Annotated in this window: 14 protein-coding genes; 7 read left to right on the top strand and 7 right to left on the bottom strand. The window is 58.3% G+C overall.

Annotation, left to right across the window (positions count from 1 at the left end; translation table 11 throughout):
• Window positions 1–86 precede the first annotated feature (86 nt).
• The 7 genes from FEZ60_RS27305 to FEZ60_RS27275 all read left to right on the top strand — a co-directional run bounded on the left by FEZ60_RS27305 (window position 87) and on the right by FEZ60_RS27275 (window position 8,816).
• A complete protein-coding gene (locus FEZ60_RS27305; RefSeq protein WP_172937564.1) occupies window positions 87–845 on the top strand; it encodes an SDR family NAD(P)-dependent oxidoreductase in 759 nt (252 codons plus the stop codon).
• A gap of 176 nt (window positions 846–1,021) precedes the next feature.
• Entirely contained in the window at window positions 1,022–2,182 is a 1,161-nt protein-coding gene (locus FEZ60_RS27300) for a Rieske 2Fe-2S domain-containing protein (RefSeq protein ID WP_172937563.1), read from the top strand.
• Window positions 2,183–2,219: 37 nt separating this feature from the next.
• Window positions 2,220–3,401: an acyl-CoA dehydrogenase family protein gene (locus tag FEZ60_RS27295; protein WP_045065230.1), complete on the top strand. Its 1,182-nt coding sequence runs from the start codon at window positions 2,220–2,222 to the stop codon at window positions 3,399–3,401.
• A gap of 48 nt (window positions 3,402–3,449) precedes the next feature.
• Window positions 3,450–4,364, top strand: coding sequence for a VOC family protein (locus FEZ60_RS27290; protein WP_045065228.1), 915 nt, complete (start codon window positions 3,450–3,452; stop codon window positions 4,362–4,364).
• Between the two features lie 102 nt (window positions 4,365–4,466).
• The gene (locus tag FEZ60_RS27285) at window positions 4,467–5,705 is read left to right on the top strand and encodes an NADH:flavin oxidoreductase (protein WP_172937562.1); all 1,239 of its coding nucleotides are present in this window, start codon (window positions 4,467–4,469) and stop codon (window positions 5,703–5,705) included.
• Window positions 5,706–5,742: 37 nt separating this feature from the next.
• Window positions 5,743–6,675, top strand: coding sequence for an SDR family NAD(P)-dependent oxidoreductase (locus tag FEZ60_RS27280; RefSeq protein ID WP_172937561.1), 933 nt, complete (start codon window positions 5,743–5,745; stop codon window positions 6,673–6,675).
• A 752-nt stretch (window positions 6,676–7,427) separates the two neighbouring features.
• Entirely contained in the window at window positions 7,428–8,816 is a 1,389-nt protein-coding gene (locus FEZ60_RS27275) for an ABC transporter substrate-binding protein (protein WP_346343421.1), read from the top strand.
• Window positions 8,817–9,815: 999 nt separating this feature from the next.
• Here FEZ60_RS27275 and FEZ60_RS27270 read toward each other — a convergent pair.
• The 7 genes from FEZ60_RS27270 to FEZ60_RS27240 form a co-directional block, all read right to left on the bottom strand.
• Window positions 9,816–10,466, bottom strand: coding sequence for a Dabb family protein (locus FEZ60_RS27270; protein ID WP_172937559.1), 651 nt, complete (start codon window positions 10,464–10,466; stop codon window positions 9,816–9,818).
• Window positions 10,459–10,806 carry a hypothetical protein gene (locus FEZ60_RS27265; protein ID WP_172937558.1) on the bottom strand — a complete coding sequence of 116 codons (348 nt, stop codon included), beginning with the start codon at window positions 10,804–10,806 and terminating at the stop codon, window positions 10,459–10,461. Before FEZ60_RS27265 ends, FEZ60_RS27270 begins: the two co-directional genes overlap by 8 nt.
• Window positions 10,807–10,893: 87 nt before the next feature.
• Window positions 10,894–11,967: a hypothetical protein gene (locus tag FEZ60_RS27260; RefSeq protein WP_172937557.1), complete on the bottom strand. Its 1,074-nt coding sequence runs from the start codon at window positions 11,965–11,967 to the stop codon at window positions 10,894–10,896.
• Window positions 11,964–12,977, bottom strand: coding sequence for an oligopeptide/dipeptide ABC transporter ATP-binding protein (locus tag FEZ60_RS27255; protein WP_172937556.1), 1,014 nt, complete (start codon window positions 12,975–12,977; stop codon window positions 11,964–11,966). Before FEZ60_RS27255 ends, FEZ60_RS27260 begins: the two co-directional genes overlap by 4 nt.
• Before the next feature lies 1 nt (window position 12,978).
• Window positions 12,979–14,085, bottom strand: coding sequence for an ABC transporter ATP-binding protein (locus tag FEZ60_RS27250; RefSeq protein WP_045065212.1), 1,107 nt, complete (start codon window positions 14,083–14,085; stop codon window positions 12,979–12,981).
• Between the two features lie 23 nt (window positions 14,086–14,108).
• On the bottom strand, window positions 14,109–15,059 hold the full coding sequence (locus FEZ60_RS27245) for an ABC transporter permease (protein ID WP_052683381.1): 951 nt from the start codon (window positions 15,057–15,059) through the stop codon (window positions 14,109–14,111).
• Window positions 15,056–16,006 (bottom strand): ABC transporter permease, encoded by a 951-nt coding sequence (locus FEZ60_RS27240; RefSeq protein WP_045065210.1) that lies wholly within the window; start codon window positions 16,004–16,006, stop codon window positions 15,056–15,058. Before FEZ60_RS27240 ends, FEZ60_RS27245 begins: the two co-directional genes overlap by 4 nt.
• Window positions 16,007–16,294: the final 288 nt, after the last annotated feature.

The raw sequence follows: 16,294 nt of genomic DNA, 5'->3' as shown, positions 1-16,294 counted from the left end.
GACAGTTGACTTTTGTCATATAAAGTTGTGGACTGGATCACACGTCGTCGACGTGGCGTTCGTGTCTATCGAGAGGAGAAACCTTCGTGTTCAGCTTGGAAGGTCGGGTCGCACTTGTGACCGGCGCAGGTCAGAGTGTCGGAGCAGGGATTGCCACGGTGCTTGCGCGCCAGGGCGCAGCTGTAATCGTGAACGATCTGTTTGCCGATCGTGCAGAGAAAGTGGCGGCAGCTATCGAGGAAGAGGGCGGTCGAGCGCTCGCTTCCGCCTTTGACGTCACCGACTACGACGCGGTTGTCGAGCATGTGCGCGCTGCGGAGACGCTGTTCGGGCGGCATGTGGACATTCTCGTGAACAATGCCGGAATTGCCGAGGGGCGGTTCAACCTTCCGTTCCGGCAGCTCACACCGGAGCAATGGCGTGCGCCGATCGATCTCAATATCTTCGGTGCTTTCAATTGTGTCCAGGTGGTTCTCGAAGGCATGTGTGACGCAGGATGGGGTCGTGTCGTTCAGATCTCGTCAGGTTCTGCTCGTACCGGCCAGAATATCGGGGTCTCGATGTACGCGACGGGAAAGAGCGGTGTCGAGGGCTTTATCCGTCACCTTGCTGCGGAGACTGGCCAATTCGGCGTCACTGCAAACATTCTGGCGTTAGGGCATCAGAAGAATCTCGAGGAGAAGATGCCCGAGGAGATGATCAACGACATCATCGCAACCATACCGATCCGGCGTCTGGGGGATGCCATCGAAGTAGGCGCGGCATGTGCTTACTTGGCGTCCGATGAATCCGGGGGTATGACGGGGCAGACCATCGACTTCAACGGTGGCTCCCAGACCAGGTAGAGATATCTCTGGTTCCCCTCGTGAGATCCGGATGTGTCGTGTCCAGTCGAGACGGTCGCAGCACCCGATTACTCTCCCGTTCTTCGGGAACGCGCCATCTGTCGGCCGGTTTTCGTTGAGAGGCTGATCACATTCACCTTCGGGGCGCTTTACGATCGAAACGCAGGAGGTTTCACATGAGCTCTACCGCAACGAATTCCGAAGAGGTAAGAACGATCGAGGCAGGTGCGCCGCCGGTCCGGTTTGCCCGTGGTTGGCACTGTCTAGGGTTGCTACGCGATTTCAAGGACGGGAAGCCGCACCAGATCTCCGCGTTCGGAACAGAACTGGTTGTTTTCGCGGGAGAAAACGGAAAAGTCAACGTACTCAATGCCTTCTGCCCACACATGGGAGGGAATCTGGCACTCGGCGCCGTGAAAGGTGACACGATCGCCTGCCCATTCCACGATTGGCGTTGGAGGGGTGATGGCAAGTGTGCCGAAATCCCTTACGCGCGGCGTGTTCCTCCCCTTGCGCGAACGAAGTCGTGGACCACTCTCGAGCGCAACGGACAGCTGTACGTCTGGCACGACCCGCAGGGTAGTAAACCGACGGAAGAAGTCACCATTCCCGAAATTGCGGTCTATGGAGATCCGGAATGGACCGACTGGACTTGGAAAACGCTGAAGGTAGAAGGGTCGAACTGTCGAGAGATCGTCGACAATGTCGTGGACATGGCTCACTTCTTCTACGTCCATTATGGGATGCCGCAATACTTCCGGAATGTCTTCGAAGGTCACGTCGCAACCCAAGTTATGCGATCGAAGCCACGAGCTGACGCTGTCGACGCAAGCATCGGAAGCAACTATGACCGCGAAAGTGCATCAGATGCATCATATTTCGGGCCTTCGTACATGATTGACAAATTGTGGACCGAATCCCTCGAAGATGACCCGAACATCATCCTGATCAACTGCCATTACCCGATTTCTCCGACTTCATTCGTTCTGCAATACGGCGTCATCGTCAAGAAGCCGGAGGGCGTGTCGGATGAGGTGGCCGCAGAGATCGCGGACACGATTGCCGGCGGCGTCGCAATAGGTTTCGAGCAAGACATCGAGATCTGGAAGAACAAGTCTCCCATCGATAATCCTCTTCTGTCGGAAGAGGATGGGCCGGTATACCAATTGCGCCGTTGGTACCAGCAATTCTACGTGGATGTCGAAAACATCGAACCGGAAATGGTCAATCGCTTCGAGTACGAGATCGATACCGAACGAGCTTTGACGAGTTGGCAGGAAGAGATCGATGCCAACCTAGCTGCCGGACGTAGCGCGATTCCGGCGCCCGCGTCCTGAATCCCGACACATTTCGAAAATCTTCAGGAGAAGCACTGTGAGCCATCAAGTTCTTGACAACATCGTCGCTCTCGCAGACGACCTGCGTGCTCGCGCAGAAGAAGCAGAGTCGCTAGGTCGACTGCCCGACGACATGGCGAAGGGTCTCAAGAGCTCTGGGATCATCCGCATGCTCGCACGCAAGGAGTACGACGGGTTCGAAGCACATCCCCGAGACTTTTCCGAAGCGGTGATGAAGACTGCCAGCGTGTACGGTTCGGCGGGCTGGGTGGCCGGCATCGTCGGCGTGCATCCGTGGCAGTTGGCTATGGCGGATCCCAAGGTTCAGCAGGAAGTGCTGGGTTCGGACAGTGACACGTGGCAGGCATCGCCGTACATGCCGGGTGGCGTCGCGACCCCGGTTGACGGCGGTTACATCGTGTCCGGTCGCTGGCAGTTTTCTTCCGGTACCGACCACTGTGACTGGATCTTCCTCGGAGCGATGATCGGCGACAAGAACGGTGCGCCGCTCATGCCACCGCAGGGGCTGCATGTCATTCTGCCTCGATCCGACTACGAAATAGTCGAGGACAGTTGGGATGTCGTTGGCCTGCGCGGTACCGGAAGTAAGGACATCATTGTCACAAACCAATTTATTCCGAGCTACCGAGTAATGGACGCGGGTAAGGTCATCGACGGTACCGCTGCGCAGGAGTACGGCGTTACCGAGACGCTGTACAAGATGCCCTGGTCGACGATGTTCCCGCTTGGGATTACCTCCGCCACTATCGGGATCGCGGAAGGTGTTCTCGCAGCCGGGATCGCCTATCAGCGTGAGCGGGTCGGGGCAACGGGCGCAGCGATCAAGGATGATCCATACACCTTGCACGCCCTCGGTGAGGCTGCATCGGAAATCGACGCATCGCGGCAGCAGTTGTTGAGTCAAGTCGACCGCATATTCGACAAGGTTGATGCAGGGCAGACGATTTCATTCGAGGAACGAGCACTTGTGCGGCGGAACCAGACTCGCGCGGCCTGGCGTGCCGTGCGTGCTGCCGACGAGATTTTCGACCGATCAGGCGGCAATGCACTTCGGAACGACAATCCGCTGCAACGATTCTGGCGAGATGCGCATGCGGGTCTGCACCACGCTATTCACGTGTCGAGTATTCCGTACCACTCGTCGGCGCTCAGTTCACTCGGGGCAGAGCCGCAGGGAACACTACGCATCATGATCTGAGCGTCGATGTTATTCCTGCGCAGTATCATTCAAAGTCAGTGAGGAAATATGAGCGAGATCAAGGCCCTGGGGTATGTCAGGGTGGACGCAACCGACATCGACAGATGGCGGGAGTTGGCCTTCGACGTATTGGGATTCGCCGAAGGATCCGGCCCCGAAGAGGGAGCGCTACACCTACGGATGGATGAGCGTGGTGCGCGTCTGGTGATCGCACCGGCTGCGATCGACCGGGTGACGGCCGTCGGATGGGAGGTTCGTGATCAGTCGGCGCTTGCGCGACTGCGCGAGCGACTCGAGGGTTTGGGGCACGTAGTCAAGCCGATGTCCCTCGAAGAAGCCGATGCCCGTGGTGTCGAGGAGGCATTCTCGATGGACGATCCGGGCGGAACACCGTTGGAGTTCTTCCACGGGCCGGTGCTTGATCACAGCCCTGTACTGACCGGCTACGGTCAGAAGTTCGTTACGGGTGATCAGGGCTTGGGTCACGTCGTCGTGCCGAGCCCGAATTTCGACGAAACGTATCGCTTTTACACCGAGACACTGGAATTCCTGCCCCGAGGCGCTTTCCGAATGCCGGCTCCGCCGGAGTACGGGCCCATGCGCATCCGGTTCCTCGGAGTGAATCAGCGTCACCACAGTCTTGCTCTGATGCCTGTTCCAGAAGGCAAAGACCCAGGCTTGGTGCATGTGATGGTCGAGGTCGAGGATCTGGACACGGTTGGACGTGCGTTGGACCAGGTGATGAAACGGGACTTCCCTGTTTCGTCGACACTGGGCCGACACACAAACGACAAGATGATCTCGTTCTACGTCCGGGTTCCGGGTGGCTGGGACATCGAGTTCGGAACCGAGGGAGCCCTGGTCGACGAGAGTTATTACACGTCGGAAGAAATCACTGCGGACAGCTATTGGGGCCACGAGTGGTTGTGGGCCAAGGAGATGGCTGCAAACGCGGCAGAGTGAGCTTGCGAGTCCCGTTCGGGTGTTTACGTTTTCGCCCGAACGGGGCTTTTTCTCTACCTGAACCTATTTCCGTCGGCAAGTGATTGGACGATGAGAGAAGACATGACTCGATCTGATGGACCCGATATTTTCTCGTCGGCGAAGCTTGGCCCGGTTCGCCTGCGTAATCGCACTATCAAGGCAGCCACTTACGAGAATATGGCTCGCGACGGTCTGGTTACCGACCCGTTGATCGACTTCCACGTCGCACATGCCCGTGGCGGTGTTGCCATGACGACCGTTGCCTACTGCGCCGTGGCACCTGATGGACGCACCGACGGCCATCAGATTGTTTGGCGCGACGAGGCTATGCCAGGTCTCCGCAAGCTGACCGATGCGGTTCACGATGCGGGCGCGGCGATCTCGGCTCAGATAGGACACTCGGGGCCGGTCAATAACGGGAAGTCGACTGGCACTCGGCCCATTGCTCCGAGTCGGCATTTCAACAAGCAGTTCTTTCGCGCCGTCGGCCCAGCTACACGAGAAGACATCACAAGGGTTGTGAAGGCGCACGGAAATGCCGCGAGAATGGCGATCGACGCGGGGTTCGACGCCGTGGAGGTGCATCTCGGGCACAATTATCTGGCAAGTTCCTTCCTCAGTCCGAAACTGAACCGGCGTGAAGACAAATACGGTGGCTCACTGCAGAATCGAGCCCGACTGGCGCTCGAGATCCTTCACGAGGTGCGTGAGGCAGCACAGGATCGCCTGGGCATCATCACCAAATTGAATATGGATGACGGTGTCCCTGGCGGCTTTTGGATCGACGAAGCATGCCAGGTCGCGCAGTGGATCGAGCAGTCGGGCACTGTCGACGCTCTGGAGATGACTGCGGGAAGTTCGCTGCTCAATCCTATGTACTTGTTCAAGGGGGATTCCCCGATCACGGAGTTCGCTGCTGCTGTGCCCGAACCTGTTCGATCGGGAATCAAGCTTGTCGGCAAGCATGTCCTTCGCGAGTACCCCTATTACGACGGGTACCTACTCGATGATGCTCTACAGATCCGGTCAGCTGTCGACATGCCGATGATTCTTCTCGGCGGCGTGACGAACAAGCAGACCATGGATCGTGCGATGTCGGAAGGTTTCGAGTTTGTCGCGATGGGACGTGCGCTGCTACGGGAGCCGGACCTGATCAACCGAATCGCGGCCGACTCAGCGGTTCGTTCGCTCTGCAATCACAACAACAAATGCATGACAACTATCTTTACCGGTACACGATGTGTCCTCGTACCTCAGGATTTACCGTCGCCGATTCCGAGCGAATCGCCGTTGATCAGCCCAGTGACACTGGTGCCTTGACGTATCGGAACTAACGAGGGCGTGAACAGTGGTCGAGATGAGATTCGATGAAAAGGTTGCTGTAGTAACGGGTGCAGGAAACGGCCTGGGTCGTGCGTATGCACTGGCTCTCGCTGAGCGGGGAGCGAAAGTTCTGGTGAACGATCTGGGAGGGAGCATTCACGGCGGCGGCGCAGACGAGAGTCCGGCGAAGAGAACCGCGGCGGAAATTGTTGATGCCGGTGGGGTTGCCGAAGCCAACTTCGATTCCGTCGCAACAGGTTCCGGAGGTAGTGCGATCATCGACCAAGCATTGGCAACCTGGGGTCACGTCGATGTAGTCGTCAACAACGCGGGCGCAGTAGTGGCGCGTGGTCCTATCGACGAGAACACCGACGAACAATACGTAGCCGATCTGATGGTTGCGGCCGGTGGCGCCTTCTTTGTGACGAAGTCGGCATGGAAACATATGTGGGGCAGGAATTTTGGGAGAATTCTCAATGTGTCCTCGTCTGCGTTTCTTGGGATGAACAGCTCCGCTGGTTACCCAGCGGCCAAGGGCGCAACGTGGGGACTCACTCGTAACCTTGCTTATCGAGCAGCCGCCGGCGACAAGAATATAAAAGTCAACTGCGTAATGCCCACTGCTGCGGCACGCATGACCGGGCTGATGGGTGACACCATCTCAGCGGGTATGGACAAGTACTATCCGCCTGAAGCTGCAGCGGCGGCAGCAGCTTTCCTCGTTCATGACGATGTTCCGGTCAGTGGCGAGATGTTCGCTATCGGCGGCGATCACATGCGGAGGGTCTTTGTGGGTATCGCAACCGGATTCCAGGCCGGGCAAGGCGAATTGAGTATGGAGTTGCTTCGCGACAACTTCGACGAGGTCATGGACGCGAGTAGCTATATCATTGCTCGGAATGCTCTGGACAAGGTGCTTCTCGATTCTCGAGTCCCGTGGGAGGACGGACGAGGCTCGGTATTCTGATCGTTGGATGCGACTGCGTCACAGACTTGTGTACGTATTGGCAGATTGCAGGCCCGCTGAGATCTCGATAAGAGCACCTGCGGGCGGCAGTCGGAGTGCGATGATTCACGAGAGTCCACGAACTGATGAGTGATTCCATTGCGTAGATAAATGTCATTGCCGCCGTGCGAATTTGGAATTCCTGCATCTGGCGACGGATGAGTGCTGTCCGCCACATGGGAGAAGGCCTTGCCTGAACATTCGATGGATGAGCTAATACAGAAGTCCGTCGCCTAATGGGGCGGAAGCACAATCGCGAAAGTGGATGACAGCATTCATCGTTATGCCGACAATGCAGTCGTCTACTGCCTCTTGGGCTTCTATTCTACTGAGTAACAAAGAGCTTCGCATCGCATGACGTCAATCGCTTCGTCTTTGTTGTCGCAGTGGAGGTGCGCCTCGGGGAAGATGAGGGACAAAAGCTACCCAGATCGATCATCCCCCTGGCGCCCAATGTTCAGGTTCGACAAGGCCCCAGAGGTCATTCGGTTCGAAATTCAGGACGCATACAACTATCAACCCAGCATCATCACCAGAGGAGTTACCGATTGAAAACTCGATCTCGCATTCTCATGGCGCTGAGTGCCGGCGCCGCACTGACCCTATTGCTGTCGTCGTGCTCGAGCGACTCGACTGCAGCTCCGAGTGGTCAGGCAGGCGAGCCCCAGCGTGGAGGCACTCTCACCTTCTCTTACAACTCGGACGCGCAGTCGGTGGATCCTGTTACATGCGCCAATGGGATTGGATTGGCGCCGTGTCAGGCGGTCTACGGCGCACTGCTCTACTACGACATCGCGTCTAGTGAAGTTTCGCCTGGTATGGCAGAGTCCTTTTCCAGTGAGGATGGCAAAGTTTGGACTCTCGCGCTGCGTCCCGGTCTGACCTTCACCGACGGAACGCCCTTTAATGCCGAGGCTGTTGCCTTCAATTGGCAGCGCATTCTGGATCCGAAGATGCTCTCACCCAGTATGGCTGCAGCCAAATCAATTTCGTGGAGCGTGGTGGATGAAACCACGCTTACAGTGACTGCAACCGAAGTTAATCATCAACTTCCGTTTATGTTGACCGAGTCGCTGGCATTCGTCGGGTCACCTACCGCGATAACGCAGAAGGGTGCAGATTTCGGCAATTCCCCGGTTGGTGCAGGTCCTTTCGTGATGACGTCCTGGGCCCGAGGCACCGAGATGGTTCTCGACCGTAACCCGGGCTACTGGGACCAGCCGCGGCCGTATGTCGACCGCGTCGTGGTCAAGACAATCCCCGCAGACGACCAGCGCTTCAATGCCCTCCAGTCTGGTGATGTCAACGTGATGATGGTCAGCGGCGCCAAGTACCCCTCCCGGGCGAAGAATGCGGGCATGGATCTTGTCTCGACGAATCTTCTTGGTGGACAGGGTGTCCGGTTGAGCAGCCGCGGGGCACTGGCTGATCCGGGGGTTCGGAGAGCTGTGGGCAAGTTGATCGACAATGACCAGATCATGGCTGCGGTCTTTCCCGATGACGCGGTGGCCGATCACTTCATACCGGAGGGAAACCCGCTCCACGACGAGACCGCCGTATGGCCGGACAACGATGTCGCAGGTGCTCAGAAGTTGATTGACGAGTACCGTGCCCGTAACGGTGGTGGCGATGTTGTGCTGTCGTATGTCACGACAGCAGGTAGTCCCAGCCTGACCCAGGTGGCGGAGCTGCTGCAAGCTCAACTCGAGCAGGTGGATGGTCTGAAGCTAGAGGTCAAGCCACTTGACGGAGCCGGCTTTTCGTCTGCATTGATCTCTGGCAACTACGATCTCATACTCAATTCGCTGGGTGGTGCGCATCCGGACAACCTATACAAGGTGTTCCACACGAAAGGTTCGAGCAACACCGCCGGCTACTCTGATCCGATCGTCGATCAAGCATTGGAAACGACACATTCTTCGAATGACCCGATTGTCGTGAACGAGGCCTACAAGACGGCGATCAGACAAATCATCGATACAACCGCCTACCACTTCTGGCGTCCCTCTGTTTCCACCCTGATCACTCCTACGTCCGTCCACGGTGTGGAGCCGGCATACCAGTATTGGTTCCGTCCAGAACTGGCGTGGGTGCAGAAATGACAGGTTTGTAGCGGTCTGTGCGTTGCAGGGAGCCTGGGTGGTTCGGTGCCATTCAGGCTCCTGAGGAGTTCTGGTATTTCTTGAGGTTTCTCCTGGAATGACGTCGGACATACATCTGCAGCGCGTCGAAATGTCCTGCATCGGCGAGCGATCCCGATGCAGGACATTCGTGCGTTGAGTTCCGGACCTGTCTGCTGATCCACACATGCTTGATCCAGATACATACTGCTCAGAGCCACGTACCGAGTTGTGAGCGCCTGCCGCTGGCGGGAGCGCAGAAGATCCTCGACTACGCGGTTGCCTGGAATCGACTCGGAACTGGTCGAGGCCGCGCCTCGTCCGAATCGATTGCATTTCGATTATCAGGCTCTGCGGTAGCCACTTCGGTGCCTCGAGATCGCAGATAAGTTCGGTTGGATTAAGACTGAGCCTTGGCGCCGATTCCGCATTTGGGCGCATATCGCCCCACCCTGGCCCGTCCGTGGCATGACAATTTCCTTCATCGCCAGCGGAAACGCGGGAGAGTCTCCGGTCTTACCGGTCCGGTGAGAAGGTCAGGGGTCGTCGTTGCCGCCGCTGAGTCGGTGAATCTTTGTGCTGAGATCCCGGTACGGTTGGGTGCACAGTGGGTTCGCCCGCTTGGGCCGCAAATGACTTCGTCCCGTGTTGGTGGACGCGACAAGTCGACTAGTCCACCAACACGGTCCAGTGGACGAGGCTCGAGCGTCGGTGTGGGCACACGAGGCCGGCCAAGATCGTGTCCCCGATCCCCTGGTGGGCTGCTGTTGGATTCCGGTCCGGAACCGACACGACGTCTTCCGTGATCTGGTGATTGTTGCAGAAAGGGTGACCACGCAGACTTTGCGAGATCGGCAGTTTCGGTTCGATCAGTCACCAGGTGGTGTCGGTGAGACTTCCGTAGGCGATGTGATGTTCAGTGGTCGCCGCTTCAACGTCTCCGTCTTCCAGACAATGTCCTAACCGTTACCGAACAGCGTTCTAAGTACCGAGCAAGATTGGTGTGCCGAGCGCACAGAAGCTGTGGCAGACCCGATCACGGACGATGACCTCGGTGCATTCCGGATCGAACCAACGGTCTACGACACCCCAATGAATCGGATGATCGAGGTACTGTCCGAGCAACGAGGCATGGTCGGTGAATTCCTGCTCCCACACATGTGTCCACGGCGTCGGACCGACGGCAGTTGTTACACGGCTCAGCCGCCATGCACCGATCGACGAGACGAGCGCAGGCATCCGCAACAAATCGCTTTCGAAATGCTCGATGCTGCTCGGTTCGGTGCCGGGCGCAACTCGCAGGAGCAACGTTCGGTAGACACTGTTACGGGTGTCGATCGCCGACCGTCCGCTCGTTCCTGACTGGTACTCAACGCCGTGGAACCGCTCGATCGCGGGATGCTCGAAGCTGCCGTCGAGGGCGCCGCTCGTCATTTCCCACGAATGTTCGTCGCTGAACTGTAAGTGGACGATCAAATCGCCGCCGTTGATCACGCCCGGCAGTGTTCTCGATACAATCTGGCGGGTAGCACCCGACGCTTCGGCCGCCGCTGTCACAGAGGCCACGGCGGCGTCCCACGTCTCGGTCGTTGCATTCTCGGCAGCGTGGACGATTCGAGTGACGTTATACATCGGAGAGCCCTTCGATATCGGCTGCTTCAGCGGCCATGGTGCGACTGCGCTCGACTATCAACGCAGAATGCCGTTCCCACCACTGGCTGGACTCCGGATCGGCTCGACCCTGGCGTGTCATATTCCACCAGCCGGACGTGCCCTCCACCGCCCAGCTGATCGTCACGATGTTGGTTTCGTCCTCGACCCATAGAGGGGGACTGACGAGAACATTTTTCAGGATCATGCCGCGGCGCTGCGCCGCTGGTACGTACTCGGTTGTGTACGCATCGACGAACTTCTTCCCGCACCCCGGTTCCGTGATGATCCGGTCTATCACGTATACCTTCTCGCCTGCCATGCTTTTAACCTACTTCTGGTCGAAACCCTTGCAGAAATGATCGTCTCGCGTAGCGGGAGATTTGAATCGAGCCCGTGGGGGCGGTGACTAGGACTTTTTTCCGTGTTTGCTACGCATGATGTCCAGCGGAGCTTCTGCGGGGTAGTGCGACGGCGCCATCGCGTACGTGTGCGTGAGTGTCGCGACGAAGTCGGCGTCGTTGAGCGGATCCGATGGGCTCGTGTACGACACGCCACGGGCGTCGAGGTCGTCGATCAGCATGCCGATGGCTTGCTCGACTGTCAGATCGTCGGTGTGATCGAGGTACCGTTTGACGTCCGTAAGATCATCGAAAACATTTGCGCTGTAGTGGAAAAGAAAGCGCATGTCGCTATCGTGATATCGGGCGATCTCTTCGGATCCGTTGCGAATGACCCATTCGTCTGTGCCGACTCCTTCGATGACGGAATCGAGTTGGAGCTTGGGGATGGACCGCTTGTCGCGAGGACCGCTCGCCTCACCCCGATGGAACATCTTCTCGTTGTTGGTGAGAAGTCCGCTGTTCCAGAACGGAGCGGCGAATCGACTCGGTGCGAGGTCCGGGCCGTCGGGCCAGTAGGTGAAACCGCCATCGATGTCGGAGTTGTAGTAGTACGCGATAACCTGTCCGGTCTTGATTTCCCAGCGCTCGAACAGTCCGGACTTCGCCATGACGCTGATCAACCATAGAGGTGCGTTGCCCATGTCGACCCCGCGCCAGCTGGCGCCGTCGAAGTGACCGGCGTCGTAGCTGTGTGCCGGTGCGCGGAGGTTGAAGAGGTAGCTGCTCGGAACTGCATAAGAGGCACCGTGGATGCCTTTGATCATGTCGAGGAGTCGCCTGTTGAAGTAAAGTTCGTGTGCTTTGTCCTCGTAAGCCACACCCCGATCGCCGAAGTAGCTGCGGAAGGTCGGTGTCAGGAGATCGGACAACTCCAGCTTCACATCAGGATCGCGATTCTTCGGCCCCGAGACGGCGAGGTACTCCTCAGCGCTTTTGAAATGGTGAGCTGCAATGAGCCGCCACGGTCCGTTGTTGCGGACGATGTCGAAGAGGACTGCCGTCTCGTCGGGCGTGTAGATGTCCTCGATGAATTGCGGTGGCACCGCTGGTGTCATGGGATGGCGTGTGCTTGTAGTCATGGCTGCTTCCTATCGTTCGGTTCGGACAGTGGAAAATGGCATGCGACAAAATGGTTCGGCGCAACTTCGCGGATCACGGGTTCCTCTGCAGAACAGAGCGAATCCGCCCTCGGGCATCGCGTGCGAAACCTACATCCGCTGGGCGGATCGTGTGGTGACGGCAATTCACCGACAAGTGCGTCGCCGGTCGGCGCCGCCATGGGGTCGGGTTCGGGAATTGCGGCGAGAAGAGCCTCGGTGTACGGATGGCGAGGTGCTGCATACAGCGAGTCCGGGGAAGCGACCTCGCAGATCTTTCCCAGGTACATCACCACCACTCGATCGCTGACGTTCTTCACCACCGCGAGGTCGTGGGCGATGAACAGCAGGGTCAATCCGTACCGTTCCTTCATGTCTTCGAGGAGGTTCAGGATTTGTGCCTGTACCGAGACGTCAAGTGCGGATACCGGCTCGTCGCACACCACCAGATCGGGTTCGACGACAATGGCTCGCGCGATCGAAATCCGTTGGCACTGACCGCCGGAGAATTCATGTGGACGACGATCTCCGGCGACTTCCGGATCCAGTCCGACGACCGACAACATGTTGTCGACGGCCGCGGCCCGTTCGGCTCGACTGCCCTTACCCGCTACGTCGAGGCCTTCGCCAACGATATGCCGAACGCGACGCAGAGGGTTGAGTGAGGAAATAGGATCCTGAAAGATCATTTGCAGCTTGCGACGCTCGGAGCGCAACTCGGAAGCGGACATCGCGGCGAGGTCACGGCCGTCGAATAACACTTCACCGGACGTCGGTCTGGGAAGTTGCATGATCGCTTTTGCGACTGTGGATTTGCCGCAACCGGATTCGCCCACCAAACCCAAGGTTTCGCCGCGAAGTATGTCGAGACTGATGTCGGCTACGGCCGCGAACTTCTCGCCGCCTCCGGTGGAGTATTCGACAACAAGATTGTGCACTCGAAGCACCGGATTCTCGGCTTCTCTCAAGTGTGCGGTACCAGTACCGGCCATGTCAGAGCACGTTCCTTTCGTCGACGGGAAGACCTGCTGCAGAACGACCTTCGCGCACGTTGTCGGCGAGAGCCTGGTCCCCGGATGGAGTCCCGACAGGAAAGAAACACGCATGCCGGTGACGATCGTTGATCCCGTTGGTGGGCATCAGCGCCGGCGTTTCGACCAGGCACCGTGGCCGCGCATGGAGACATCTGGCGGCAAAAGCGCAACCAGGCGCCGGGTCGATCACGGACGGTGGTCGTCCGGGAATCGCTTGAAGGCGAGTGTGACTCGGATCCGAGACGCGCGGAATCGATCGTAGTAGTGCCTGCGTATACGGGTGACGCATTTCCGTGAAGAGGGCATTTGTCGGAGCCTGTTCGACGATGCGCCCGGCATACATCACGGCTATCTCGTCGGTGCGGCCGGCCACGACACCGAGATCGTGAGTGATGAGAATCATCGCCATGCCGTTCTCACTCTGAAGCCGCGCCAGCAGGTTGAGAACCTGGTGCTGGACCGTCACGTCGAGCGCGGTGGTGGGTTCGTCGGCAATGAGCAAGCGAGGTGAGCATGCCAGTGCGAGTGCGATGACCACACGCTGCCTCATACCACCGGACATGTTGTGCGGGTATTGCTTCAAGCGCTTGCGTGGGTCAGGGATGCCGACCCAGGTGAGAAGTTCCTCGGCCCGGGTCAGGGCATCGGCCTTACTCATCGTCATATGACGTCGCAGTGTCTCGGTCAGCTGATGCCCGATCGTCAGGACCGGCGTCAATGACGTCATCGGGTCCTGAAAAACCATGGCAACGCGTGATCCCCACAGATCACGAGCCTGCGCCTTGGACAGGGAGGCGGTGTCCCGGCCCTCGATCTCGATTCGCGATCGAGGTTGAATGACAGCGCTCGGTGCGAGGATGTTCATCACAGCTCGCGACAGCACCGATTTTCCGGATCCCGACTCGCCCACCACTCCAAGGGTGCGGCCCGCTTGTACGTCGAGAGTGACGCCGTCGACCGCACGAACCATGCCGCGTGGCGTATCGAACCACACGCGGAGATCAGACACCTCGAGAATAGACGGAGTCGGCTCGTCGGCGATGCCGACTGAGTCAAGTGTTGTCATGGCATTCTGCCTGCTTCCGGGAGTCACAGCGAAGACTCCCGACCCACACGGCCGCGAGCCCAGTCGCCGATTCGGTTGAGTGAAAACACCGTCAGAAAGAAGAAGACACCTGGCACGAGAACCAGAAATGGTGTTTCGTAAAGGCTTTCGCGTCCTGCAGCGATCATGCCGCCCCAGCTCGGGGTAGGCGGTGGAATTCCCAAGCCCAGAAAGCTCAATGACCCCTCGGCAACAACGAGACCCGCTGCAACGATGGTGGCAAACGAAACCACCGGCAGCAACACGTTCGGCAGAATTTCCCGAATGATGATCCGCAGATCGGTGCAACCCATCGACCTTGCTGCAGTGACGAATTCCCGGGAAGCGAAGGCAATTGTGTTGGCTCGCGCGATTCGGGCGAAGGTAGGAGCGCCTACCGCTCCGAGTCCAAGAGCCAACGTGGTCGCGCTTGGTTCCTGTACCGCAACCAGGGCGATCAGCAGGATGAGCGGTGGAAAAGCAAGCACCGCATCGGTGCTGATGCCCAGTATCGTGTCGACTGCGCCCCGGAAGTATCCGGAGAGAAGGCCCACGATGGTTCCGACCGTCAGTGCCAACAGCGTTGCGCCGATTGCGACGGCGAGGGAGACCCGCGCTCCGTAGAGCGCCCTGCTGAGTTGATCTCGGCCGAGCTGATCAGTGCCGAGAATGTGCCCCATGTCGCGAAAGGGTGGTAGCGAGTACACATTGCTGATCTGGTCATATGCGGGAAGCGGTAGTAAGTCCGCAAAAACTGCGGCGAGAACGATGATCACCATCCATGCTGCGCCGAGCCCGGCGCCGACGTCTCGCCGTCGGCGCCGACGGCGTTTGACCTCTTCGGGCACAACGGGGAGCGTGTGTGGGTCACCTTCCAGACCGTTCGGCGCTTCGAAGGAGACCTGTGGCAAGACATCAACGGACGTGGAGTCGCGTGATGATCCAGTTACGCTCATGTTGTTCTCACTCTCGGATCTAGCAAGGGATAGGTGAGGTCCACCAGTGCGTTGATGAGTACGTAGCCCACGGCGACGACCAGAACAATGCCTTGAATCATGAACAGGTCTCGGCCGGTAATCGATGTCAGCACAAGAGAACCCAGCCCTGGAAGTGAGAAGAGTGATTCCACGATCACGGTCCCGCCGATCAGACGTCCGAGCGTTACTCCCATGACTGTCAGGAGTGAGAAGGCGGAGGGACGCAGTGCGTGGGTCAAAAGAATCCGCGGAGCGGAAAGCCCGCGTGCTCGTGCAGAAAGGACAAAATCCTGCTGAAGTGTCGCGATCATGTCGTTGCGTAGCAACCGAATGAAGCCGACAGCCTCCAATGCGGCGAGCGTTATCACGGGAAGAGCCAAGCTGCGCAGGTGGGGTATCAGGCCCTCGGACAGAGGAGTCCATCCGGTAACAGGAAGTGCGCCCAGGGTGACTGCAAAAACGAAAACCAGCAGCACCCCCAGGAGAAAGCTCGGAATCGACAGTGTCACAGCGCAGATCAATGTTGTGATCCTGTCGACGAGACCACCGGGTCGGTACGCCGAATACACGCCTACAGGAACCGCGATCAGGAGTGCGAGCAGAATCGACACGAAGGCAAGTTCCAGAGTGACGGGTAGACGATCGACAATCGCATCGGCCACGGGCATTTGCGATTGAATCGATCGTCCGAGATCGCCTTGTAAGGCACTACCGAGCCATTCGAAGTAACGCTGGAACATCGGTCCGTCGAGACCGAATCGTTCGTTCGCCGCGGCCCGCATCTCCTCTGTGGCCCCGTCCGGAAGCAAAGCATCGATCGGATCTCCCGGAATCAACTCCAGGAGTAGAAATGTCGCCAAGCTCACCAACAGCAGCACTGCTGCCAGCTTGGCCAGATACCGACTTACGTTCCGGCTCTTCACCATCGGACTTCACCTTCCGCCGAGCGTTGTTACTGCTGGATCCAGGCCATGGATTTCGACTTCTAGAAATTTCGCTGTAGGAGATGATGTGAGAGAGCTGATCGGCGAACGGGCAGGGAAAGTTGGCCTCGCAGTGAGGCTGATCACTCGTATTAGTCCATCGGTGGCCAGTGTGGTCAACGTCGCCTCCCGCTACGCGGGAATGTGGACGCGGACCAAGCTTCCGGTATCGCATCCCTGGTCAACAATGCTGCTTTTGCCGAATCTTCGACCGTCGAGAAGATGTCTCTC

Source organism: Rhodococcus sp. MS16 (assembly GCF_013277795.1).
Lineage (GTDB): Bacteria > Actinomycetota > Actinomycetes > Mycobacteriales > Mycobacteriaceae > Rhodococcus_F > Rhodococcus_F globerula.
The sequence above is the reverse complement of the archived record's forward strand: the minus strand, read 5'-3'. Positions and strand labels throughout refer to the sequence as shown.

What these genes read in the sequence shown, in the direction of transcription:
- FEZ60_RS27270 (WP_172937559.1), bottom strand. Translation starts at nt 10,466, where the DNA reads ATGTATAACGTCACTCGAATCGTCCACGCTGCCGAGAATGCAACGACC.
- FEZ60_RS27245 (WP_052683381.1), bottom strand. Translation starts at nt 15,059, where the DNA reads ATGAGCGTAACTGGATCATCACGCGACTCCACGTCCGTTGATGTCTTG.
- FEZ60_RS27260 (WP_172937557.1), bottom strand. Translation starts at nt 11,967, where the DNA reads ATGACTACAAGCACACGCCATCCCATGACACCAGCGGTGCCACCGCAA.
- FEZ60_RS27290 (WP_045065228.1), top strand. Translation starts at nt 3,450, where the DNA reads ATGAGCGAGATCAAGGCCCTGGGGTATGTCAGGGTGGACGCAACCGAC.
- FEZ60_RS27250 (WP_045065212.1), bottom strand. Translation starts at nt 14,085, where the DNA reads ATGACAACACTTGACTCAGTCGGCATCGCCGACGAGCCGACTCCGTCT.
- FEZ60_RS27300 (WP_172937563.1), top strand. Translation starts at nt 1,022, where the DNA reads ATGAGCTCTACCGCAACGAATTCCGAAGAGGTAAGAACGATCGAGGCA.
- FEZ60_RS27240 (WP_045065210.1), bottom strand. Translation starts at nt 16,006, where the DNA reads ATGGTGAAGAGCCGGAACGTAAGTCGGTATCTGGCCAAGCTGGCAGCA.
- FEZ60_RS27280 (WP_172937561.1), top strand. Translation starts at nt 5,743, where the DNA reads ATGAGATTCGATGAAAAGGTTGCTGTAGTAACGGGTGCAGGAAACGGC.
- FEZ60_RS27285 (WP_172937562.1), top strand. Translation starts at nt 4,467, where the DNA reads ATGACTCGATCTGATGGACCCGATATTTTCTCGTCGGCGAAGCTTGGC.
- FEZ60_RS27265 (WP_172937558.1), bottom strand. Translation starts at nt 10,806, where the DNA reads ATGGCAGGCGAGAAGGTATACGTGATAGACCGGATCATCACGGAACCG.
- FEZ60_RS27255 (WP_172937556.1), bottom strand. Translation starts at nt 12,977, where the DNA reads ATGGCCGGTACTGGTACCGCACACTTGAGAGAAGCCGAGAATCCGGTG.